19 protein-coding genes are annotated in these 21,827 nt (G+C 74.0%); 10 read left to right on the top strand and 9 right to left on the bottom strand.

What is annotated here, in order from left to right:
- The first annotated feature begins 13 nt into the window (after positions 1 to 13).
- On the top strand, positions 14 to 2,116 hold the full coding sequence (locus ACF068_RS13470) for a hypothetical protein (RefSeq protein WP_392274349.1): 2,103 nt from the start codon (positions 14 to 16) through the stop codon (positions 2,114 to 2,116).
- Positions 2,117 to 2,496: 380 nt separating this feature from the next.
- On the opposite strand, the gene ACF068_RS13465 is transcribed toward ACF068_RS13470, so the two are convergent.
- Positions 2,497 to 3,459, bottom strand: coding sequence for a dihydrodipicolinate synthase family protein (locus ACF068_RS13465; RefSeq protein ID WP_392274348.1), 963 nt, complete (start codon positions 3,457 to 3,459; stop codon positions 2,497 to 2,499).
- 97 nt (positions 3,460 to 3,556) lie between these two features.
- Here ACF068_RS13465 and ACF068_RS13460 point away from each other — a divergent pair, with 97 nt between their 5' ends.
- Positions 3,557 to 4,525, top strand: coding sequence for an LLM class flavin-dependent oxidoreductase (locus ACF068_RS13460; RefSeq protein WP_392274347.1), 969 nt, complete (start codon positions 3,557 to 3,559; stop codon positions 4,523 to 4,525).
- 6 nt (positions 4,526 to 4,531) lie between these two features.
- Here the strand turns inward: ACF068_RS13460 and ACF068_RS13455 are convergent, their stop codons facing one another.
- From ACF068_RS13455 to ACF068_RS13420, 8 genes are all read right to left on the bottom strand, one after another.
- Positions 4,532 to 5,890 carry an MFS transporter gene (locus ACF068_RS13455; RefSeq protein ID WP_392274346.1) on the bottom strand — a complete coding sequence of 453 codons (1,359 nt, stop codon included), beginning with the start codon at positions 5,888 to 5,890 and terminating at the stop codon, positions 4,532 to 4,534.
- Entirely contained in the window at positions 5,887 to 6,522 is a 636-nt protein-coding gene (locus tag ACF068_RS13450) for an ArsR/SmtB family transcription factor (protein WP_392274345.1), read from the bottom strand. Before ACF068_RS13450 ends, ACF068_RS13455 begins: the two co-directional genes overlap by 4 nt.
- A gap of 227 nt (positions 6,523 to 6,749) precedes the next feature.
- Complete coding sequence (locus ACF068_RS13445; RefSeq protein ID WP_392274344.1) at positions 6,750 to 7,889, bottom strand: DegT/DnrJ/EryC1/StrS family aminotransferase; 1,140 nt, start codon at positions 7,887 to 7,889, stop codon at positions 6,750 to 6,752.
- The gene (locus tag ACF068_RS13440) at positions 7,886 to 8,638 is read right to left on the bottom strand and encodes an amidohydrolase family protein (protein ID WP_392274343.1); all 753 of its coding nucleotides are present in this window, start codon (positions 8,636 to 8,638) and stop codon (positions 7,886 to 7,888) included. Before ACF068_RS13440 ends, ACF068_RS13445 begins: the two co-directional genes overlap by 4 nt.
- Before the next feature lie 8 nt (positions 8,639 to 8,646).
- Positions 8,647 to 9,354, bottom strand: a complete 708-nt coding sequence (locus ACF068_RS13435; protein WP_392274342.1) for an amidohydrolase family protein — start codon at positions 9,352 to 9,354, stop codon at positions 8,647 to 8,649.
- Positions 9,351 to 10,154, bottom strand: coding sequence for a carbohydrate ABC transporter permease (locus ACF068_RS13430; protein ID WP_392274341.1), 804 nt, complete (start codon positions 10,152 to 10,154; stop codon positions 9,351 to 9,353). Before ACF068_RS13430 ends, ACF068_RS13435 begins: the two co-directional genes overlap by 4 nt.
- Positions 10,154 to 11,338: an ABC transporter permease subunit gene (locus ACF068_RS13425; RefSeq protein ID WP_392274340.1), complete on the bottom strand. Its 1,185-nt coding sequence runs from the start codon at positions 11,336 to 11,338 to the stop codon at positions 10,154 to 10,156. Before ACF068_RS13425 ends, ACF068_RS13430 begins: the two co-directional genes overlap by 1 nt.
- On the bottom strand, positions 11,335 to 12,600 hold the full coding sequence (locus ACF068_RS13420) for an ABC transporter substrate-binding protein (RefSeq protein ID WP_392274339.1): 1,266 nt from the start codon (positions 12,598 to 12,600) through the stop codon (positions 11,335 to 11,337). The genes ACF068_RS13425 and ACF068_RS13420 overlap by 4 nt, the downstream gene beginning before the upstream one ends.
- Before the next feature lie 341 nt (positions 12,601 to 12,941).
- Here ACF068_RS13420 and ACF068_RS13415 point away from each other — a divergent pair, with 341 nt between their 5' ends.
- The 8 genes from ACF068_RS13415 (at position 12,942) to ACF068_RS13380 (ending at position 21,763) form a co-directional block, all read left to right on the top strand.
- Positions 12,942 to 13,340 (top strand): cell division protein SepF, encoded by a 399-nt coding sequence (locus ACF068_RS13415; RefSeq protein ID WP_392274338.1) that lies wholly within the window; start codon positions 12,942 to 12,944, stop codon positions 13,338 to 13,340.
- A 75-nt stretch (positions 13,341 to 13,415) separates the two neighbouring features.
- The gene (locus tag ACF068_RS13410) at positions 13,416 to 14,582 is read left to right on the top strand and encodes an AAA family ATPase (RefSeq protein ID WP_392274337.1); all 1,167 of its coding nucleotides are present in this window, start codon (positions 13,416 to 13,418) and stop codon (positions 14,580 to 14,582) included.
- Positions 14,579 to 14,959 carry a nucleotide pyrophosphohydrolase gene (locus ACF068_RS13405; protein ID WP_392274336.1) on the top strand — a complete coding sequence of 127 codons (381 nt, stop codon included), beginning with the start codon at positions 14,579 to 14,581 and terminating at the stop codon, positions 14,957 to 14,959. The genes ACF068_RS13410 and ACF068_RS13405 overlap by 4 nt, the downstream gene beginning before the upstream one ends.
- Positions 14,960 to 15,084: 125 nt before the next feature.
- Positions 15,085 to 15,552, top strand: coding sequence for a DUF6099 family protein (locus ACF068_RS13400; RefSeq protein ID WP_392274335.1), 468 nt, complete (start codon positions 15,085 to 15,087; stop codon positions 15,550 to 15,552).
- 161 nt (positions 15,553 to 15,713) lie between these two features.
- Positions 15,714 to 16,637: an LLM class F420-dependent oxidoreductase gene (locus ACF068_RS13395; RefSeq protein ID WP_392274334.1), complete on the top strand. Its 924-nt coding sequence runs from the start codon at positions 15,714 to 15,716 to the stop codon at positions 16,635 to 16,637.
- 65 nt (positions 16,638 to 16,702) lie between these two features.
- The gene (locus ACF068_RS13390; RefSeq protein WP_392274333.1) at positions 16,703 to 18,238 is read left to right on the top strand and encodes a 3' terminal RNA ribose 2'-O-methyltransferase Hen1; all 1,536 of its coding nucleotides are present in this window, start codon (positions 16,703 to 16,705) and stop codon (positions 18,236 to 18,238) included.
- On the top strand, positions 18,235 to 20,793 hold the full coding sequence (locus ACF068_RS13385) for a polynucleotide kinase-phosphatase (protein ID WP_392274332.1): 2,559 nt from the start codon (positions 18,235 to 18,237) through the stop codon (positions 20,791 to 20,793). The genes ACF068_RS13390 and ACF068_RS13385 overlap by 4 nt, the downstream gene beginning before the upstream one ends.
- Before the next feature lie 226 nt (positions 20,794 to 21,019).
- A complete protein-coding gene (locus ACF068_RS13380) occupies positions 21,020 to 21,763 on the top strand; it encodes a class I SAM-dependent methyltransferase (protein WP_392274331.1) in 744 nt (247 codons plus the stop codon).
- The last annotated feature ends 64 nt before the right edge of the window (positions 21,764 to 21,827 follow it).

The raw sequence follows: 21,827 nt of genomic DNA, 5'->3' as shown, positions 1-21,827 counted from the left end.
AGGAGAGGGACGCATGGAACGCAGGCGACTGCTCAACGCCGGAGCCGGGGTCACCCTGGCGGCAGTGGCGGGACAGACCATCACCCCCAGCGCGGCGCACGCCGCCACGACAGGCGCGGCCGGAACCGGAACCGGAACCGGAACCGGAACAGCACCGACCGACGACCTGGGCACGGCCGGACACCGCTGTTCCGGCACCCCGGTCTCCACCCACGGCGTCGCGTCCCTGACGGCGGCGATCGTCGGCACGACCGTCCTCGGCGACCACGCCTACGTCGTCGCCCGGGGCCAGAACCCCACCCTCGTCGGCGAGATCGACCTGACGACCAGAAAACTCGTCAGAACCTTCCGGCTCGACCGCGGCGACGGCGGCTGGGCGGCCACCGTCTCCGGCGGCCAGGTGTACATCGGCACCTACCCGTTCGCCGACATCCACCGCATCGACCCCGCCACCGGCACCGTCGCCCGCATCGGCACCATCGGCCCGGCCGGCGGCTTCGTCTGGTGCCTCACCACCGCCCCCGACGGCACCGTCTACGCCGGCACCAGCCCGCGCGGCGAGGTCTGGGAGTACAAGCCCCAGACCGGCACCCTCCGCAACCTCGGCGCCGCCATGGCCGGCGAGCAGTACGTCCGCGCCATCGCCGCCGACGACCGGTACGTGTACGCCGGCACCCTGCCGCGCGGCTTCATCGTCGCGTACGACCGGACCACCGGCGTCAAACGGAACATCACCCCCGAACCGTACGGCGGCGCCTCCGCCCTCCTCGCGCGCGGCGGCCGGGTCCTGGGCTCCTTCGGCAGGTCCATCGTCGACCTGGCCCCCGACGGCAGTGACGCCAAGGTCATCCCCGTCCCGGCCCCGGAACGCATCGCCGACGCCATGACGATGACCGCCGACGGCACCCTCTACTGCGTCGGCCGGCCCAGCGGCACCGTCTACCGGCGCGACGGCGACAGGCTCGTCGCGGTCGCCGCGCCCGCCACCGGCGACGAACACCGCGCCCTCGTCCCCCTCCCCGACGGCAGGATGCTCGGCGCCGTCGGCAGCGGCCGGCTGTGGTGGCTCGACCTGGCCACCGCCAAGGCCGAAGTCGTCGAGCTGATCGACATCGGCCTGTCCGGCCCCGACCCCGTCCAGTCCGTCGCGTACGAGGCCGGTGGCACCGTCCACGTCGGCGGCCACTACTCCCTGACGACCCACCGGCCCGCCCACGGCACCTCCAAGCGCATCCGCATCCCCGGCGAGCCCAAGCAACTGCGCGTGGTCGGCGGCAAGGTGTACGCGGCGATGTACCCCAGCACCGAGTTCCTGGAGATCGACCCCCGCCGCGGCAAGGTCCGCTCCATGGGCTTCATCGAGAACGACCAGCAACGCCCCACCGACATGGCGTACGTCCCCGAACAGGACCTCCTGCTGGTGGCCAGCGCGCCCCCGGCCGGCGGCCTCAAGGGCGCCCTCACCCTGGTGGAGCGCTCACGCGGCCGGCTCACCGTCCACAAGGACGTCATCACCGACCAGAGCGTCATGTCCGTCGCCCTCGACGACCGCATCGGCCACCGCACCGCCTACCTCGCCGGCGACACCTGGGGCGGCGGCAGCGTCACCCCGACCCGGCCCAACGCCACCGTCGTCGCCTACGACCTGCGCCGCCGCACCGTGCTGTGGGAGGTCACCCCCGTCGAGGGCAACGCCAGCTTCCAGCACATCGAGGTCCACGACGGCATCCTGTACGGCGTCTACAAGCGCCAGTCGGGCAACTGGTTCGCCATGGACATCGAGTCCCGCACCGTCCTCAGGACCGGCAAACTCCCCAGCTACGGCGAGATCAGCGTCCACTTCGGCCAGGTGTACGCCTCCGTCTTCGGCGGCTCCGTCTACCGGCTCGGCCCCCTGGAGGGCGAGGACGGCGAGGCCGAGCTCGTCCTCGGCGGCCTGGGCGACGGCTGGTACAACCCGCCGCAACTGGCCTGGGAGCGCGCCACCTGGCACGCCTGGGGCGTCGCCACGCGCGCCCTCGCCCGGCTGCGGCTCGACCCGCTGTGCCCGTCGGGAACCCCCTCCCGGATCACCGCCCAGTACGAGGCCGTCCTCAAGGGACTGCTCGCCAACTGACGCCGTTTGCCCCGGGGCCGCTTCGGCTCCGGGGCGCTCGGCCTCTTTGGGGCTCGGTTCGGCTCCGGGGCGCTCAAGCGTGTGCCGACGGTCGATCGTGCTCGGCCTTTTTCCGGCTCGGTTCGGCTCCGGGGCGCTCCAGCGTGCGCCGACGGTCGATCGTGCTCGACCCCTCGTTCCTCGGGGCCTCCGCGCGTTCTCCCTTTCGGCACCCGCCGCGCCCCTTCGCCTCACTCGCCCCCCTCATCCGGCTCGGTTCGGCTCCGGGGCGCTCAAGCGTGTGCCGATGGTCGATCGTGCTCGACCCCTCGTTCCTCGGGGCCTCCGCGCGTTCTCCCTTTCGGCACCCGCCGCGCCCCTTCGCCTCACTCGCCGGCGGGTTACCGCGCCGGGTGCTTGGCGAGCGCCTCCAGGCAGTCCACCACCGCCCGGCGCTCCGACTCCGGCAGACGCGGGCCGTACGGGTCGTGCGCCGCCTCCTCCGGGACCAGGCCCTCCCAGACCGCCGCCCACAGCATCCGCTGCACATAGCCTTCGATGGGCGCGACGAACGTGGCCGCGGCGAACCGGTCCAGCCGCGCGGACGCCCGCACGAACCGCTCGTGGTCGCCCTCCCGCCAGCCGTCCAGCACCGCGCTCGTCAGCGGCACCCGGGCCGCCGCGATCCCGACCAGCGCCGTGTCCGCGCCCCACATCAGCGACGGCCCGAACATCCGGTCCTCACCCGTGATGACCAGCCGCCCGCTCGACCTGGCCGCCCCGATGGCGTCCTGACAGGCCATCGCCCGGTCCAGCGTCGCCAGCTTGAGGCCCACCGCCGACGGCAGGCCCAGCAGCCGCTCCACCAGCCGGGGCGGGTAGGGGTAACCCCCCGCCTCGCCGTGCAGGAAGAACCCCACCACCGGCAGCCCGCTCGCCGCCGCCACCCGTTCGTGCAGCTCCACCGCCGCGTCCTCGTCCCCGGCGAGCTGCGCCAGCGGATAGACCATCACCGCGTCCGCGCCGCCCTCCGCGGCCGCCACCGCCATCGCCACCGTCGCCTCCACCGCGCCGTCCCGGTCCGGAGACCCGGCCGCGCGCGGCACCCCCGCCCCCGCCACCACCGGCCCGTCGACGGCCTCCCGCCACACGGCCAGGACCCGCCGGCGGTCCTCCTCCGACAGATACAGCCCCCGCCCGGTATGGGCCCACACCGCCACCCCGCCGATCGGCTCCGCGGCGATCCGCTCCGCGTACCCCCGCAGCGCCCCGAGGTCCACGACCCCGGCCGCGTCCATCGGAGTCGCCACCGCCGGCAGGACGGTGCCCCGCAACCGCCGTACCAGGTCCTCAGCAGCCGACATGGGTGAGCTCCCGTCTGTCGCGGTCGTCGCCGACACGCTAGCCTTTACGGTCCGGACCGTAAAGGAAGGGCCCACCGAGGAAAGGGACGGCGCTCTGATGCGACTCGGCCTGTACGTCAACCTCTACGCGGACCGGGCCGACCGGCCACGTCTCGCCGACGCCGTCGAACAGGTGCGCCTCGCCGAACAGGCCGGCTTCACCTGGGCGGTCCTCGGTGAACGGCACCTGCACCGGCCCGGCTACCACGAGGCCGTCACCTCACTGGCCTACCTCGCCGCCCACACCGACCGGATCGGCCTGGCGACCGCCGGCCTCATCGCACCCGTCCACCACCCGGTGATGCTGGCCGAGACGCTGGCCCACGTCGACGTCCTCTCCGGCGGCCGGCTCACCGCCGGTTTCGTCCTGGGCTACCGCCCCGAGGAGTTCGCCCTGTACGGCACCCGGCCCCAGGAGCGCGTGTCGCGCTTCGAGGAGGGCCTGGAGCTGATCACCCGGCTGTGGACCGAGGACGAGGTCACCCACCGGGGACGCCGCCACACCGTCGAGGGCGCGTTCCTGTCGCCCCGGCCCGTCCAGCGCCCGCGGCCCCGCATCTGGAACGGCGGACGCGTGCCCGCCGCCCTGGAACGCACCGCCTGGACCTGCGACGGCTGGACCACCTCGTTCAACGAGACCGACGAGGAACTCCCCAAGAAGATCGCCCAATACCGCTCCTTCCCCCGCGGGCCCCGCTCCCTCGGCTCGGAGGTCATCGTCTGCCGCGAGGGCTACGCCGCCCCCACCACCGCCCGCGCCCGCGCCGCCCTGGAAGTACCGCTGCGCGGCCTCTACGACGCCTACGGCGACTGGAAGCGCACCTCCGCCGACGCCGCCCGCTACGCCCAGCCGTGGGAGGACATCACCGCCCGGTCGGTCATCGGCTCGACCCGCGAGTGCGCCGAACGCATCGCGCAGTACGAGGAGATGGGCGCCGACGGCATCGTCCTGCGCGTCCAGCCCCCCGGCATGCCGCAGGCCGACGCGCTCCGCGCCATCGAGGCGTTCGGCGCGCTCACGTCCTAGCGGGCCTCAAGGCCCCGGCAGCACCTCGCCCGAGGGCGGCGGATGCCCGGTCCCGGCCCCCGCCCCGGCCGGCGGCGCGGCGACCGGCTCCACCCGTACGGCCCACAGCGCCGCGCCCGCCAGCAGGGCCAGGGCCGCCACCAGCCATGGCAGCGGACCGGCCGGCAGGAACCCCGCGACCAGGCCCGCCAGGGCGCCGGCCGACTGGAGCGCGAGGGACTGCACGGACAGGGCGGTGGCGCGGGTCGCGCTGCCCACCGACCGGTGCAGCAGGTCGTTCTCGTTCGGGCCGGCGGCGCCCATCCCCAGGTACACCAGCGCGAAACCGCCCGCGGCGAGGACCGCCGGAGCCGTACCGCCGAAGGCGGCCGTCACGCCGAGCAGAAGCAGGCCGGCCCCGCTCACCGCGAGGCTCACCAGCGCGGCGGGCGCGCTGCCGCCGGCCAGCCGGGCGACGAGCGGCGCGCCGTGGCTCCCGGCCGCCGTGCACAGGAACCCCCCGCAGGCCAGCACGGCGAACAGCACGGCCCCCGACTCCGGCGCACCGGTGAAGCGGGCCGCCCGTCCCGGAGCGAGGAGTTCGACGGTGGCGAGCGCCGCACCGGCCGCCGCCGCCGTCAGCAGCACCCGGCGGACCAGGCGCTGCCGTACGCCCAGCCGCAGTCCGTCCGCGATCGTCGCCGGAACGCCGCTCAGCACCGTCCGCAGCGTCGCGGGCGGCCGGGGCGGCTCGGGCAGGGCGGTCAGCACGTAGCCGACGTACCCGGCGCAGACGGCCGCGCCGAGGAGCCCGGGTGCCGAGAGCGGCAGGACGAGCCCGTCGGTGGCGCGGGCGAGCCGGCCGCCCGGGCCGGTGCCGGTGGCGGGACCGAGCAGGAGCGGCAGGGCGCCGCCGGCGAGCGTTCCGGTGGCCAGCGCGACGGCACACGCCGTACCGCCGCGGGCCAGGCCGGCGCGCAGGTCGGCACCGGGCCCGGAATGCGCCTGGACGGTGTCGACGTACCACGCCTCGGCCGGCCCGCTGGACAGGGCGCGGCCCGCCCCCAGCAGGAGCATGGCGGCGGTCAGGGCCCACAGCGTGGTGCCGAGCACCAGCAGGGTCAGGGCGCAGACGTTCAGCAGCCCCGCGAGTGCCAGCACCGCCCGGCGGCCGACCACGTCCGACAGGCCACCGGTGGGCAGCTCCAGCACGGACACGGTCACCGAGTAGACCGCGAACAGGCCGGCGACGGCGGCGAGGCCGAGACCGCGTTCCGTCAGCAGCAGGACCTGGGACGGCAGGTAGAGCCCCACCGGCAGCCAGAAGAGGAAGGTGACGGCGGCGAACCGGCGGCGCGCGGTGACCGGGTCCAGGAGCTTCCTCACGGCGCGTCACCCGCCGGGTCGGGCCCGGGGGGCGGTGTGCCGAGGGGGAGACCGGCGAGGAAGAGGACGACCTGCTCGGCGCGCGGGTCGCCCCCGTCGCGGGCGGCCAGTTCGCCGACGGTGCGCTCGACCACCGCGAACAGCTCGGACAGGGACTCGGGCGTCAGCCGGACCAGCAGGTCCATCACACCGGACGGCTCCAGCCAGGCCGGCGGGACCCGCCCGGCGTCCAGGTCGCGCTGGTGCCGCGCCAGGGACCGCTCGAAGTGGTCCGCCTGGGCGCGGTGGACCGCCGCGAGGAACGCCCGTCCCGTGTCGTCCGAGCCCGCCACGGCGGCGTTGCTCCAGGACGTGACCTCGTGCACCGCCCGCCAGCGCCGCTCGCGGCCGTCCCGGTGCTCCGCCTCGGCGATGAAGTCGTACTTGGCGAGGACGCGCAGGTGGTAGCTGGTCGAGGCGGACGACTCGCCCGTCCGCGCGGCCAGTTCGCTGGCGGTGGCCGGACCGTCCTGCCGCAGCAGTCCGAGCAGGCGGATGCGCAACGGGTGGGTCAGGGCCTTGAGGGCGGCCGTGTCCTCCTGGGGGTCGAGGACACGACGGCCGGCGGTGCCGGGGACGGCTTCGTCGGTCATGCGGGTGAGGGTAGGGGGGTGTTCCCGCTTCGCCAACAGGTTTTTGCAAAACTTCTTCGGCGAACGTGGTGGGCGATCCGGCCACGGTGGAGCGGCTCGCCGTCCGGACGGGTTGTCGGTTCGGGCGGGCTCGTGGGCCGGGCGGGTTGTGGATCGGGCGGCTCGCCGTCCGGCGCGCGGGGCCGGGCGGTCGCCGGTCGCGCGCGCATGCGTCAGGCGGGCGTGCGTCAGATGGGCGGGCCCGGGCGCCGCTGGACCGCGAGCGCCGCGCGGGCGACGTACGCCACCGCCTCCGCGTCCGCCATCAGCATCGGCTGCCGCACCCACACCACCCCCGTCTCCGAGGCCTCCGCCACCGGGCACGGCGCCCGGGTCGCCACGTACGGCAGGCGGCTCAGCGACCGGTAACCGGCGTCCAGCGGCACCCCCTCGGCGGCCATCGCCGCCAGGAACGCGGCCTGGGACCGGCCGCCGAAGGCCTCGGCGTCGTACCGCAGCATCGCCAGGTGCCAGGTGTGGCGCGTCGTCCCCGGCGGCGCCGGGACGAGTTCCAGGCCCGGCACCCCGCCGAGGGCCTCGGCGAGCGCCGCCGCGCCCCGCGCACGACGGTCGATCCCGCTGTCCAGGAGGCCGAGCTGGGGGTGCAGCAGCGCCGCCTGGAACTCCGTCATCCGCATGTTCCAGCCCGGCTCCGGGTGCTCGTACCAGCCGCCCGACCGGGTCCGGCCCACGTTGTGCAGCGACCACACGCGCTCGTACAGCGCCCGGTCACCGGTCACCACGATGCCGCCCTCCCCGGCGGTCATCGCCTTGCCGGACTGGAAGCTGAAGCAGGCCACGTCCCCCAGCGAACCCGCCGGGCGGCCGTGCCGGGCCGCGCCGTGCGCCTGCGCCGCGTCCTCCACGACCGGCGGGCCGAGCGCCCGCAACGCCTCCGTGTCGGCCGGCGCCCCCGCCAGGTGCACCGCCATCACCGCCTTCGTACGCGGCCCGATGAGCGCCCGCGCGGCCACCGGGTCCAGGTGCAGGGTGTCCGCGGTGACGTCGGCGACGACCGGTACCGCCCCCGCCAGCGCCACCGCCGTCGCACTGGCCACGAACGTGTACGCGGGCACGATCACCTCGTCCCCGGGCCCCACCCCCAGCGCCCGCAGCGCCAGGAACAGCGCGACCGTGCCGTTGACGGTGCACACCCCGTGGGCCACACCGGCACGCCGGGCGAACGCGGCGGCGAAGTCCTCGGTGAGGGTGCCGCTCGTCGCCCCCCACCGGCCGCTGTCCAGCACCCGCAACAGGGCCCGCCGCTGCTCGCCGGTCGCGGGCGGCGGCCATTCGGGCCATTCGGGCCGCTGCGGCGGCCCGCTCACACGATGTCCTTCAGCAGCCGGTCCATGGTGCCGTGCAGGACCATCTCCCGGTCCTCCTCCGGCAGTCCGGCCAGGAGCACCCGGCCGAGCCCGGTCCGCAGGTCCAGGAACACCGCGTCCGAGCCGAACGCCACCCGGTCCGCCCCGACTCCGGCGACCATCCGGGTGAGGTGCCGTGCCGTCATCCGGGACCCGCACGTCTCCAGCACCAGGTCCGGGCAGCGCCCCGCGGCCTCCACGGCCGGGCCGAGCCCCTGCGGGAACAGCCCCGCGTGCCCCATCAGCAGCGGCACGCCCGGGTGGCGGGGCGAGACGGCGGCGAAATGGCGGGCGTCGGACCAGGCGCTGCCGTGCTGGCTGTGCGCGAGCACCAGCCGGCGGTGCTCCGCGGCCGCCTCGAACGCGGGTGTGTAGGCACGGTCGTCGAGCGCCGTCTCGTGCACCTCCGGGTGGAGCTTCACCCCGATGACCCCCGGCACCGCCAGCAGGTCCCGCAGCCGCTCGGGGGCCTGCGGGTCGTGCGGCTGGTACACGGCCCAGCCGAGGAGGCGGCCGGGATGGGCCCGGAGGGCGTCGAGCAGCAGGGCGTTCCCGGCGCGGGCGTCGGGGCCGACCGCCAGCAGGTGCGACACGCAGGCGGTGGCGACACCGCAGCGGTCCATCATGGCGACCAGGCTCTCCGCCGACCCGTCCGGGACGGCGAAGGCCGGCCACCGGCCGATGTGCCCGTGCGCGTCCACGACGTCCATGGCCCCGCTCACGCCGCACCGCCCATGAGCCGCAGCGCGTTGCCGCCCGCGATCAGCGCGGCGTCGTCCGGCGGCAGGTCCAGGGTGTCCAGCAGGTACCGCGGACCCGCGTCGTCCGTGACGGGCGCGCCCGTCCCGAACAGCACCCGGTGCGCGCCGTACCGGCCGGCGATCCACTCCACCTGACGGTGGCCGCAGAGCGTCGAGGTGTCGACGTACAGCGAGTCGTGGGCCTCCAGCAGCTCGGCCAGCTCGCGCAGCGCCCGGTAGCCCGTGCCGGTCAGCACGGTGCGCGGGGCGGGCGCGGCGGACGCCAGCGCGTGCACCTCACCGGCCGTCACCTCGTCCCAGGGGAGGAGTACGGTCGTGCCGGCCGCCGCCAGCTCGGCGAACAGCCGCCGGGCGTGCGGGCCGGTGACGGACCAGCCGTGCCGCCGGGGGCACAGACGCACCAGCGGGGCGCCGCCCGTCCACGGGCTGGTGCCCAGGGGGCCCGGCACGAGCACCGGCACGGGGAGCAGCCGGGGGTGGGTGACCCCGGCCAGCGCCTCGTTGCCGTCCCGGGGGTCGCCGTGCACGGCGTAGGAGTGGATGACGCACGCCGTGTCGATGCGCAGCCGGTCCAGCTCGGCGACGAGGCCGGTCTCGTCGCGGCTGGGCACGTCGTCGTGGGGGAGGGGGCCGAGGACGCGGTTGACGTCGACGACCGCGGTCATGACTTGAGGCCGCTGGTGGCGATGGAGTCGGTCAGGTACCGCTGGAGCAGGCCGAAGACGAGCAGGCACGGGATCACGGTGATGGTGGCGCCGGCCATGATCTGGTTGATCGTCACGTTTTCCCCCTCCAGGGTGGCGAGCCCGACGGTGAGGGTGCGCATGCCTTCCGACTGGCCGATGACGAGCGGCCACAGGAAGTCGTTCCAGTGCCAGAGGAACACGAACACCCCGAGGGTGGCGAGGACCGGCCGGATCAGCGGCAGGACGACGGTCGTGAAGACCCGCCACTCCGACGCCCCGTCGATCTTCGCCGCTTCGAACAGCTCATCGGGCAGTTGCACGATGAACTGCCGCATCAGGAAGACCGCCTGCGAGTTCGCCAGGGTCGGCACGATCAGCCCCCAGTACGTGTCCACGCCGCCCATCTCGGAGACGAGGATGTAGTACGGGATGAGGGTCGCCTGGAACGGCACCATCAGGGTCGCCAGGAACGACCAGAACAGCACCTCGCGCCCCGGGAAGCGCTTCTTGGCGAACGCGTACCCGGCCATCGACGCGAACAGCAGGATCAGCAGCACCGACACCAGCGAGTAGACCAGCGAGTTGAGCGCCCAGCGGGTGATGTCCGCGCTGTCCAGGACGTCGGTGAAGTTCCGCAGGGTGGCACGGGTGATGTCCAGGGCCCCCGGCAGGGTGCGGCCCCCGGGTGGCGCGAACGCCACCAGCACCATGATGACGAAGGGGGTGACGGTCACCAGCGCGACCAGGACCAGCAGGACCGGCAGCCTCAGCCGCGCCATCAGTCCTCCTCCCTTCCGATGAGCCGTCGCTGGACGAGCGAGAAGACGAGCACGATGAGGAAGAGGACCAGGCCGATGGCGCTGGCGTAGCCGAAGTCGAAGAACTTGAAGCCGGAGTCGTAGAGGAAGTACACCAGGGAATAGCTGGCCCGCACCGGGCCGCCGGCGGTCATCACGTACATCGCGTCGAAGACCTGGAAGGCCTGGATGGCCTCGATGACCAGGACGAAGAAGAGCACCGGCCGCAGCAGCGGCAGCGTCACCCAGCGGAAGCGCTGCCAGGCGCTCGCACCGTCGATGGTGGCCGCCTCGGCGACCTCCCGGGGGATGGACTGGAGCCCCGCGAGGAGGATCAGCATCGAGTAGCCGAACCCCTTCCAGGCGGAGGCGGCGGCGATGGACGGCAGCACCAGGGACGCGTCGCCCAGGAAGTCGACCGGACCGGTCCCGAGGGCGCCGAGGACCGCGTTGAGCGGACCGTCCTCCACCTCGTAGATCCACTTCCAGATGACCGCCGCCAGCACGATGCTCGTCACGTACGGCAGGAAGAACAGGCCCCGGAAGAAGCCCCGCAGCCAGAGCGTGCGGTGCAGCAGCACCGCCGTGCCCAGCGCGAGCAGCACCGTCATCGGCACATACAGCGCGGTGTAGACGGCGGTGACGCCGAGGCTCTGCCAGAACAGGTCGTCGCCGAGGAGGCGGGCGTAGTTGCCCGCGCCGATGAAGTCCCACTCGCCGCTGAGCCGGTAGTCCGTCAGGGACAGGAACGCGGCCCCGAGGGTCGGGCCGAACCGGAAGATCAGGAAGAGCACCAGCATCGGCCCCACGAACGCCAGCCCGACCAGCGCCTCCCTCCGCCGCGCCGGACTGCGCCGGCCGTCTCCGCGCCCCTTCCCCGGCGGGCCGGCCCGCGAAGGAGCACCGGGCCCGGCCGGAACGTCCGCCGGCACGTCCGGGGGGACGCCCACCGGACGGGCCGGGCGCACGGGGGCACCCGCGCGGGGTTCGGCGCCCGGGGGAGCGACGGGCCCTCCGACGACGGCCGCCCCGGCCACCGGCGCCCCGATCACGGGGCTGCCGACCGGAAGGGAGGGGCACGCGGCCGCGTCCCGGCCCGCCGGGGAGCCGGGCTCGGAGGGGTCCGGCTCCTCGGGGAACGCCTCGCGCGGCTCGACCTTGCTCAACGCTGCCGCGCCAGCAGGTCGTCGCCCTCCTTGGCCGCTGCCTCCAGCGCCTGCTCGGGTGTCTTCTTGCCGGTGAGCGCGGCCTGGATCTCCGGCGTGATGAGCGCCATGAGCTGGCGCGCGGCCGGGTGCGGTTCACCCGGGAAGGTGTTGGCCAGGGCCGCCTCGTACGCCCTGGCGAAGGGGCCGCCGTGGGGCACGGTGACGTCCGTGCGCGGGGAGAAGAAGCCGCCAGCCTTGCCCATGGACGCGATCTGCGCCGGCTCGGTCATGTACGCGATGAACTTCTCCGCCCCGGCCAGGTTCTTCGTCCGCGCGTTGATGCCGAGGCCGCCCGGCATGCCGAAGCAGACCTGTTTGCGGGGCCCCGCGAGGGCGGGACCGACGATCACGTTGTCCTTCCCCCAGGTCTTCTCGGCGAGGGCCGCGTCGGACGGCGTGTTGGTGTAGCCCATCGCCACCTGCTCCTTGCCGAGGGCGTGGTCGGTGAAGAGGTTGGCGTTGGTCAGGGCGGACCTGGGGACGGCGCCGCTCTTGTAGAGGTCCACGAGGAAGGTGAGCGCCTCGACCCCCTCGGGGCTGTTGAAGGCGGTCTTCCTGCCGCTCTCGTCGAACACCCGGCCGCCCGCCTGCCACAGCAGCGGGTAGAAGCTCATGTTGAGCGACGCCTCGTTGCTCGCGGAGTAGTCGAGGGTGGCGACACCGGCCTGCTTCAGTTTCGGCGCGGCGGCCTTCAGGGCGTCCCAGGTGGCGGGGGGTTCCTTTATCCCGGCCTTGTCGAGCAGCTTCTTGTTGTAGAGCGTGCTGGTGACGGTGTGGTAGATCGGCGCCGCGTAGACCTTTCCGTCCTGGGTCATGGCGTCGAGGGCGGCCGGGCGGAAGGCGGCACGGGACTTCTCGATGGCCCGGTCCACGGGCTGGACCGCGCCGTTCGCCTGGAACTGCGGGATCTGGTCCGGACCGAGCAGGACCACGTCGGGGCCCTTGCCGCTGCCGAAGGCGGTGGCGAGCTTCTGGTCGCGGTTCTCCCAGGGCAGTTGTTCGATGGTGAGGTCGAGGTCCTTCTGGGCGGCCTCGAAGCCCTTCTCGATGCCGTCCCAGTAGGCGGCGTTGGCCTTCGGATCCATGATCACCGGGTACATCCAGACGGTGACCTTGTTCGACCCCGAGCCGCTGTCACCGCTGGTGCACCCGGCCGCGGTGAGCGCGGTGAGGGTGAGGAGTGCGAGAGGAACGGTGGCGCGCTTGAACCCTGTCTTCATGCTGGGCCTCCGGAAGGCCTGTCAAAACCTGGACAGTTTCGGCCTGGGCCGAAAGTAGCTGGGCTGTTTTGCACTGTCAATGCTGCGCGGCCGCGCCGTCCGGGGCCACCCGGCAGGCCACCGTGACGGCCCTGGTGCCCGCCCCCCACTCTTTCGGACGACACGTCACCTGACGTTGCGACGCGCGGCACTTCCACCTCCGGCCGACCGGCGTGACCGCCCCTCACCTCCCGGCCCGCCCCACCGCCCGGGCGTGACCGGACGACCCGCACGACCGACCGGTTCGGACCGGCGCCGTGTCGCAGTTGGGCCGAACGGGTGAGGGGGGCGAGGATAGGCGTATGAGTAGGTACGAGAGGTACGACGTCACCGACGAACAGTGGGAGGGCCTGGCGCAGGTCGTCCCGCTGAGGGGGCGCAACGAGTGGCCGTCCAGGGTCGACCACAGCACGATCCCGCAGGACTACGAGGCCGCCGAGCAGCGCCGCATGGTCGTACTGCGGGTGCAGGTCTTCGCCGACGCGCGGGAGGTCGCCGAGTACCTCGTCGCGCAGGTGCCCGTCCTGCTGGACCTGACGGCGGCCGACACGGACGTGGCCAAGCGAATCCTGGACTTCAGCAGCGGTGTGGTCTTCGGCCTCGGCAGCGGCATGCACCGCGTCGACCGGAACGTCTTCCTGCTGGCGCCGGCGGGCACGGAGGTCGAGGGCGTCGCCGCCGCGGCGGTTCCGCATTCCTAGGCGGTTTCCCCCGATCGTAGGAGAGCCGACCGGGCGGAACGGTTCAGCGGGACACGTGCTCGTACGGTCCGAGTCATGCACGCAACCAGCACCGCCATCGCCCCGGCGTCCTCCACCGCGCCGGCCCGCCCCGCCGTCACGGAACTTCGGCTGTCCGCCTTCAAGGCCCACCGCGCCGCCGCCTTCCGGCTCGCGCCGGTGACCCTCTTCGCGGGGGCGAGCGGCACCGGCAAGTCGAGCGCGTTACAGGCGTACGAAGCGCTCGCCCTGCTCGGCGCCGGCGCCCCGCTCGACGCCGCCTTCCCGGACCCCGTCGGCTGCGTACCCGAACGCGCGGAGGCGGACCCGGAGGGGCGGCGCGGGTTCCGGATCGGCTGCACCGTGGACGGCCCCGCCGGACCGGTGCGCCTCGACCTCGCCGTCCAGGCCGAACCGGAACTGCGGGTCGTCGGCGAGCGGCTCACCGACGGCGGCGGGCGCACCCTGCTCACCACCGCGCTGCGCGACCCGGGCCGGCGCACCGTGCAGGCCGAGTGGCACACCGCCGGGTCGGTTCCGGTCACCCGCGCCCCGCTCCCCGGGGACCGGCTCGGCACGGCCCTGCTGCCGCTGCGGGTGGCGGGCAAGACCGAGGGGCAGCGCCATGTGCTGGCCGCCGCCGAGCAGGTCATCGTCGCCCTCCGGTCCGTCTTCCCGTGCGATCCGCAGCCCCAGCGGATGCGGGCGCCCGTGGCCGCGGGCGACGGACGGCTCCGGCGCGGCTGCGACAACCTCGCGGAGGTCCTCCACCGCACCCGCACCGGCTGCCCCCGCCGCCACGCCCGGCTGGCCGCGGTCGCCCGGGCGGGCTGCGCCGGCCCCGTGCGCGAGCTGGCCGTCGAGGAGCTCGCCGACGGGGCGGTGCGGGCGGTCCTGGGCCGGGACACGGCCGGCGGCACGCCCCTCGGACGGCTCGGCGACGGCGAGCTGCGCTACCTCGCCCTCGCGCTGGTGCTGCTCACCGGTCCGGGCGTGCTGGCGATGGACCCGGCCGCCGAGGTGCCCCACGCGATGCAGACCCTCACCGTCCTCGCCGACGGCTTCGACCGCTCCCTCGACCGGCGCCAGACCCGCGAACTCTCCGGCCTGGCCGCACAGATCTGCGCCGAGGGGCACATGCGGCTGGTGGGGACGATCGGGGAGGCGGGGGCCAGGGCCGCGCGCGGACGCGCCGGGGTCACGGTGGTAGACCTGAACCCGTGACGGAACTGGATGTGCAGGGATTGCAGCGCCGGCTCGCCGAGTTCGCGGCCTCGCGGGAGTGGCAGCCGTACCACAAGCCGAAGAACCTGGCGGCGGCGCTGAGCGTCGAGGCGGCCGAACTGCTGGAGATCTTCCAGTGGCTGACGCCCGAGGAGGCCGACCGGGTCATGGAGGACCCGGAGACGGCGCACCGGGTGGCCGACGAGGTGGCGGACGTGCTGGCCTACCTGCTCCAGTTCTGCGGTGCGCTGGGCGTCGATCCGCTGGCCGCGCTGTCCGCCAAGATCGACCGCAATGAGGTGCGTTTCCCGGTCGGACGGCCGCCCGGACGTGCCGCGCGGGCGACATCGACACCGGATCGTCACTCTACGGAGTGATCCACTTATCCACACTGAGCTTCCTGTCCACAGATTTCCGAATTCCCCTAGCTTTTGGGTCCGTTCACCTTCACTCTGGGTAGTGAATAGATGGGCGGACAGTCGTACGAACGGGGGCGGCGTACATGGAAGCGGAGCGGCTCATCGCGACCGGCCGGCGCGCCCTGGCGGACAGCCGGGTGGCGTGGGACATCGTGGGGGAGGCCTGGCAGGCCCAGATGCTGGCGCAGGCGATCGGCAGCCACCTGGCTCAGTGCGGCCCGATCGAGCTGAGGGGCGAGGCACGCGGCCTCAGCGAGATAGGCAGTCGCGGCGGGACGGCCCCGGACCACCCGGCCCGGGCGCTGCGGCTGACGGTGGTGGCGGACGTGCGGATCACGTTACTGAGCCTGGGCGCGCTGCTGGGCGAGGTGGGCCTCGCCCTCGTGGGCGTCGCCTGCGCCACCGACGAGGAGGGGCTGTACTGGCAGTGCATCGAGGCGATCGACGCCGCGGACGAGGCCGGTGACCGGGTGCGCGTGATGCTCCGCCGGCTCGCCGTGCGCGAGCGCGCCAGACCCCCCGACCCCGCGGACTCCTCCGCGGGTGCCTAGGGCGTGACGGGGAAGGGCGACGGAGAGACGACGCGCCGGTATCCGCCGCCGGCGCGCGGGCCGGGGGCACTGGCGGGGAGCCTCGGGGAACGGAGGATCCACGAGGTTCACCCGGCGGGGACGGCCCGGTTGACGCGCGGCCGACGGTGCAGGATGGAGGCATGGATCTTCGAATCTTCACCGAGCCCCAGCAAGGGGCGAGCTACGACACCCTGCTGACCGTCGCGAAGGCCACGGAGGACCTCGGCTTCGACGCCTTCTTCCGGTCCGACCACTACCTCCGCATGGGCTCCGCCGACGGGTTGCCCGGCCCGACGGACGCCTGGATCACGCTGGCCGGCCTCGCCCGGGAGACCAGCCGGATCCGGCTGGGCACGCTGATGACGGCGGGGACGTTCCGGCTGCCCGGGGTGCTGGCCATCCAGGTCGCCCAGGTCGACCAGATGTCCGGCGGCCGGGTCGAACTGGGGCTCGGCGCGGGCTGGTTCGAGGAGGAGCACACGGCGTACGGCATCCCCTTCCCGAAGGAGAAGTTCGCCCGCCTGGAGGAGCAGCTGGCGATCGTCACCGGCCTGTGGGCCACGGAGACGGGCGACACCTTCTCCTACGACGGTACGTACTACCAGCTCACCGACTCGCCCGCGCTGCCCAAGCCGGCCCAGGCCAAGGTGCCCGTCCTGATCGGCGGGCACGGCGCGAAGCGCACCCCGCGGCTCGCGGCGCGGTACGCGGACGAGTTCAACATCCCGTTCGCCTCCCTGGAGGACAGCGAGCGGCAGTTCGCCCGGGTGCGGGCGGCCGCCGAGGAGGCCGGGCGCGCCGCCGGAGACCTGGTGTACTCCAACGCGCTGGTCGTCTGCGTCGGCAAGGACGACACGGAGGTGGCCCGCCGCGCGGCGGCCATCGGACGGGAGGTGGAGGAACTGAAGGCGAACGGGCTCGCCGGCTCGCCCGCCGAAGCCGTCGACAAGATCGGCCGGTACGGGGAGCTCGGCTCCTCGCGCGTCTACCTCCAGGTCCTCGACCTGGACGACCTCGACCACCTGGAGCTGATCTCCTCGCAGGTCATGTCCCAGCTCCCCTGACACCCGGCCGAGGGCGGTGGAAAACCCCTGGTAGGGGCGGTGCGCGCCGGGCGATACTCGGACACGTGTTCCTGACGATCAGTACCACCGGTACCCCAGAGCGCCCCGCCACCGACCTCGGCTTCCTGCTGCACAAGCATCCCGACAAGGCGCAGGCGTTCTCCACCGCGCACGGCACGGCGCACGTCTTCTACCCGGAGGCGTCCCCCGAGCGCTGCACGGCGGCGCTGCTGCTGGAGGTGGACCCCGTGGCGCTCGTCCGGCGCGGCAGGGGCAAGGGCCGGGGCGGCGCGCCCGACTCGGCGCTTGCCCAGTACGTCAACGACCGGCCGTACGCGGCGTCGTCGCTGCTGTCCGTCGCGCTGAGCACCGTGTTCAAGAGCGCGCTGCGCGGGGTGTGCGCCGCTCTGCCCGGACGGGCGGACCAGCCGCTGCCGCTGCGGATCGAGGTCCCGGCGATGCCCGCCCGGGGCGGTGCCGAGCTGGTCCGGGCGCTCTTCGGCCCGCTGGGCTGGACGTCCGTCGAGGCCGAGCCGGTGGCGCTGGACGAGCGGTTCCCGGGGTGGGGCGACTCCCGCTACGTACGGCTGGTCCTGGAGGGGGAGCTGCGGCTCGCCGACGCCCTGCGGCACCTGTACGTGCTGCTGCCGGTCCTCGACGACGCCAAGCACTACTGGGTGGCGCCCGACGAGGTCGACAAGCTGCTGCGGGCCGGTGAGGGCTGGCTCGCCGACCACCCTGAGCACGAGCTGATCACCCGCCGCTACCTCGCGCGCCGCTGGAACCTCACACGGCAGGCGATGGAGCGGCTGGAACTGGTCCGGCTGGCCGAGGCCGACGGTGTGGACGTCGAGGAGATCGACAACGCCGTCGACGAGACGACCGACACCGAGGACCGGCCCGTGCCGCTCGCCGAGCAGCGCCGCGAGGCCATCCTCCGGGCGCTCCGCGCGGCGGGCGCCGCCCGGGTGCTCGACCTGGGCTGCGGACAGGGCCGGCTCGTGCAGGCGCTGCTCGAGGACGTCCGGTTCACCGACGTCGTGGGCGTCGACGTGTCCGTCCGGGCGCTGACCGTCGCCGCGCGCCGGCTGCGGCTGGAGCGCATGGGCGAGCGGCAGGCCGGGCGCGTGACCCTGTTCCAGGGATCGCTCACGTACACCGACAAGCGGCTCGCGGGCTATGACGCCGCCGTGCTCAGTGAGGTGATCGAGCACCTCGACCTGCCGCGGCTGCCGGCGCTGGAGTACGCGGTGTTCGGGTCGGCGCGGCCCACGACCGTGATCGTGACGACGCCGAACGTCGAGTACAACGTCCGCTGGGAGACGCTGCCCGCCGGGCACGTCCGCCACGGGGACCACCGGTTCGAGTGGACCCGCGCGGAGTTCCGCGCCTGGGCGCACGAGGTGGGGGAGCGGCACGGGTACGGCGTGGAGTTCGTCCCCGTCGGGCCGGACGACCCGGAAGTCGGGCCGCCCACGCAGATGGCCGTGTTCACCCTGGACACCGCCGGCACTGCCGGCGCCGCCGGCACCCCGGGTGCCGACAGCACCACCGGCACCACCGGCACCGCCGGGGCCGCCGACGAGGAGAAGGCCGCATGACCGAGACCACCACCCACACCACCGCGACGCGCGGCCGCCGGCTGCCGGTCACCGACCTGTCCCTCGTCGTGCTCATCGGGGCGACCGGCTCCGGCAAGTCGACCTTCGCGCGCCGGCACTTCAAGCCCACCGAGGTCGTCTCCTCGGACTTCTGCCGGGGGCTCGTCGCCGACGACGAGAACGACCAGAGCGCCAGCGGTGACGCCTTCGACGTCCTGCACTACATCGTCGGCAAGCGCCTCGCCGCCGGGCGCCTGACCGTCGTCGACGCCACCAACGTGCAGCAGGAGAGCCGCCGGCAGCTCGTACGGCTGGCACGGGAGCACGACGTCCTGCCGATCGCCATCGTCCTCGACATGCCCGAGGAGGTCTGCGCCGCGCGCAACGCCGGCCGGCCCGACCGCGCCGGCCTGCCCCGTCACGTCATCCAGCGGCACCGCCGCGAGCTGCGGCGCTCACTGCGCGGCCTGGAGCGCGAGGGCTTCCGCAAGGTGCACGTCCTGCGCGGCGTGGAGGAGGCGGAGACCGCCGAGGTCGTCCTGGAGCGGCGGTTCAACGACCTCCGTCACCTCACCGGTCCCTTCGACATCATCGGTGACATCCACGGGTGCAGCTCCGAACTGGAGACCCTGCTCACCAAGCTCGGGTACGAGGACGGGGCGCACCCCGAGGGGCGCACAGCGGTCTTCGTCGGCGACCTCGTCGACCGCGGCCCGGACAGCCCCGGTGTACTCCGCCGCGTCATGGGCATGGTCGCGGCCGGCAACGCCCTGTGCGTGCCCGGCAACCACGAGAACAAGCTCGGGCGCTGGCTCAAGGGCCGGCAGGTGCAGCGGACCCACGGCCTCGCCGAGACGATCGCCCAGCTTGAGGGGGAGAGCGAGGAGTTCCGCGAGCAGGTGCGGACCTTCATCGACGGGCTCGTCAGCCACTACGTCCTGGACGGGGGCCGGCTCGTGGTCTGCCACGCCGGACTGCCGGAGAAGTACCACGGCCGCACGTCGGGCCGGGTGCGCTCGCACGCCCTGTACGGCGACACCACCGGTGAGACCGACGAGTTCGGACTGCCGGTGCGCTACCCGTGGGCGGAGGACTACCGGGGCCGGGCCGCGGTGGTGTATGGCCACACCCCGGTGCCCACCACCTCCTGGGTCAACAACACCCTCTGCCTCGACACCGGCGCGGTGTTCGGCGGGAGGATGACCGCGCTGCGCTGGCCGGAGCGGGAACTCGTCGACGTACCCGCCGAGAAGGTCTGGTACGAGCCGGTCAAGCCGCTCGTGACGGAGGCGCCCGGCGGGCACCAGGGCCGGCCGCTGGACCTGGCGGACGTGCACGGGCGCCGGGTCGTCGAGACGCGGTACGCGGGCAACGTCGGCGTGCGCGAGGAGAACGCGGCGGCCGCGCTGGAGGTCATGAGCCGCTTCGCGGTGGACCCGCGGCTGCTGGCGTACCTCCCGCCGACGATGGCGCCGACGGCCACGTCCCGGGAGGACGGCTACCTGGAGCACCCGGCGGAGGCCTTCGCGCAGTACCGGTCCGAGGGCGTCGACCGGGTCGTGTGCGAGGAGAAGCACATGGGGTCGCGCGCGGTGGCGCTGGTGTGCCGGGACGCGGACGCGGCGCGGACGCGCTTCGGCGTGGAGGGGGCCACCGGCGCGCTGCACACGCGGACCGGGCGGCCGTTCTTCGACGACCCGGCGATGACCGAGCAGGTCCTGGAGCGGCTGCGCGCGGCCGCCGGCGCGGCGGGGCTGTGGGACGACCTGGAGACCGACTGGCTGCTGCTGGACGGCGAACTGATGCCGTGGTCGCTCAAGGCGGCCGGTCTGCTGCGCTCCCAGTACGCGGCGGTCGGCGCCGTCTCCGGCGCGGTGTTCCCCGGCGCGGTGGCGGCGCTGGAGGCGGCGGTGGGCCGGGGCGTCGACGTGGCCGGGCTGCTGGACCGGCAGCGGGAGCGGGCGGCGGACGCGGCCGCGTTCACCGAGGCGTACCGGCGCTACTGCTGGGACACGGAGGGGCTGGAGGGCGTGCGGTTCGCGCCGTTCCAGATCCTGGCGGTCCGGGGCCGGTCGCTGGCGGACGTGCCGCACGACGAGCAGCTCGCACGGCTCGACCGGCTGGTGGAGCACGACCCGACCGGTCTGCTCCGGACCACCCGCCGGCTGGTCGTCGACACCGGTGACGAGGCCTCCGTCCGGGCGGGCGTCGACTGGTGGCTGGAACTGACCGGCGCGGGCGGCGAGGGCATGGTCGTCAAGCCGCTGCGGGCGCTGGTGCGCGACGGCAAGGGACGGCTGGTCCAGCCGGGCGTGAAGGTGCGCGGCCGGGAGTACCTGCGGATCATCTACGGCCCGGAGTACACCCGCCCCGAGAACCTGACGCGGCTGCGGGAGCGCCACCTCGGCCACAAGCGGTCGCTCGCGCTGCGCGAGTACGCCCTCGGCCTGGAGGCCCTCGCCCGCCTCGCCGACGGTGAACCGCTGTGGCGCGTCCACGAGGCGGTGTTCGCGGTGCTGGCCCTGGAGTCGGAGCCGGTCGACCCCCGCCTGTGACGCGCGGCCGGCCCCCGGTCCGCCCGGACCGGGGCGCCCGGGCCGCCACCCGTGCGTCCGCCCCGGCCCGTACACACGGCCGGGATGCGGCCCGGATCTTCGTGCTTTCCACCAGTACGGCGGCCCGGCCGGATGCGTAGAGACTGCCAAGCACGGATCACCGCCCGTCCCGGGGGGCGGTGGGCCGTCGCGAGGGCATGACCACGCACACGGGAGGACGGCACACGTGAGTGCGCAGCAGCAGTACGACGAGATCGGTGAGGCGTACGAGGGCTTCAAGGGGCTGCCGTTGGAGCAGTACGCGGTGGTGCCCAGCTTCTTGCGCATGGTCGGGGACGTGCGCGGGAAGTCGGTCCTCGACCTCGCCTCCGGCACCGGCTTCTACAGCCGGGAGTTCCGGCGGCGCGGCGCCGCACACGTGCTCGGCATCGACATCTCCGGCGAGATGGTGGCCGTGGCGCGGAAGCTGGAGGAGCGCGACCCGCTGGGTGTGCGCTACGAGGTCGGCGACGTGTCCGCGCTGCGGACCTTCGAGCGGCCCTTCGACGTGGGCCTGGCGGTCCAGTTGCTCAACTACGCGCCGGACATCGCCACCACCGAGCTGATGTGCCGCAACATCCACCGGAGTCTGAAGCCCGGTGCCGAGCTGTTCCTGCTCAACCAGTCGCCCGACTTCCGCTTCGACGGGCCGACCCCGGAGCGCTACGGCTTCCGCAGCGAGCTCACCGGCGAGGAGGTCGAGACCGGACCGCGGGTGCGGACCACCGCCCTGCTCGACCCGCCCGTCTCGTTCGTCGCCAACCGGCCGCGCCGCGAGGTCTACGAGACCTGTCTAAGGGCGGCCGGGTTCCGTGAGCTGGCCTGGGTTCCGCTGGAGGTGTCCGACGCGGGCCTGCGCGCGTTCGGCGCGGACCACTGGGCGGACTTCCACGCCAACCCGCCGCTGGAGATGCTGCGCTGCCGCGCCTGACCCCGGGAAACCGGTGGGGTACGAGGGATGTCGGGCCGTGCACGGGTGAACCGGGGCTCGCGCG

The organism is Streptomyces sp. NPDC016309 (assembly GCF_043077235.1).
Lineage (GTDB): Bacteria > Actinomycetota > Actinomycetes > Streptomycetales > Streptomycetaceae > Streptomyces.
The sequence above is the reverse complement of the archived record's forward strand: the minus strand, read 5'-3'. Positions and strand labels throughout refer to the sequence as shown.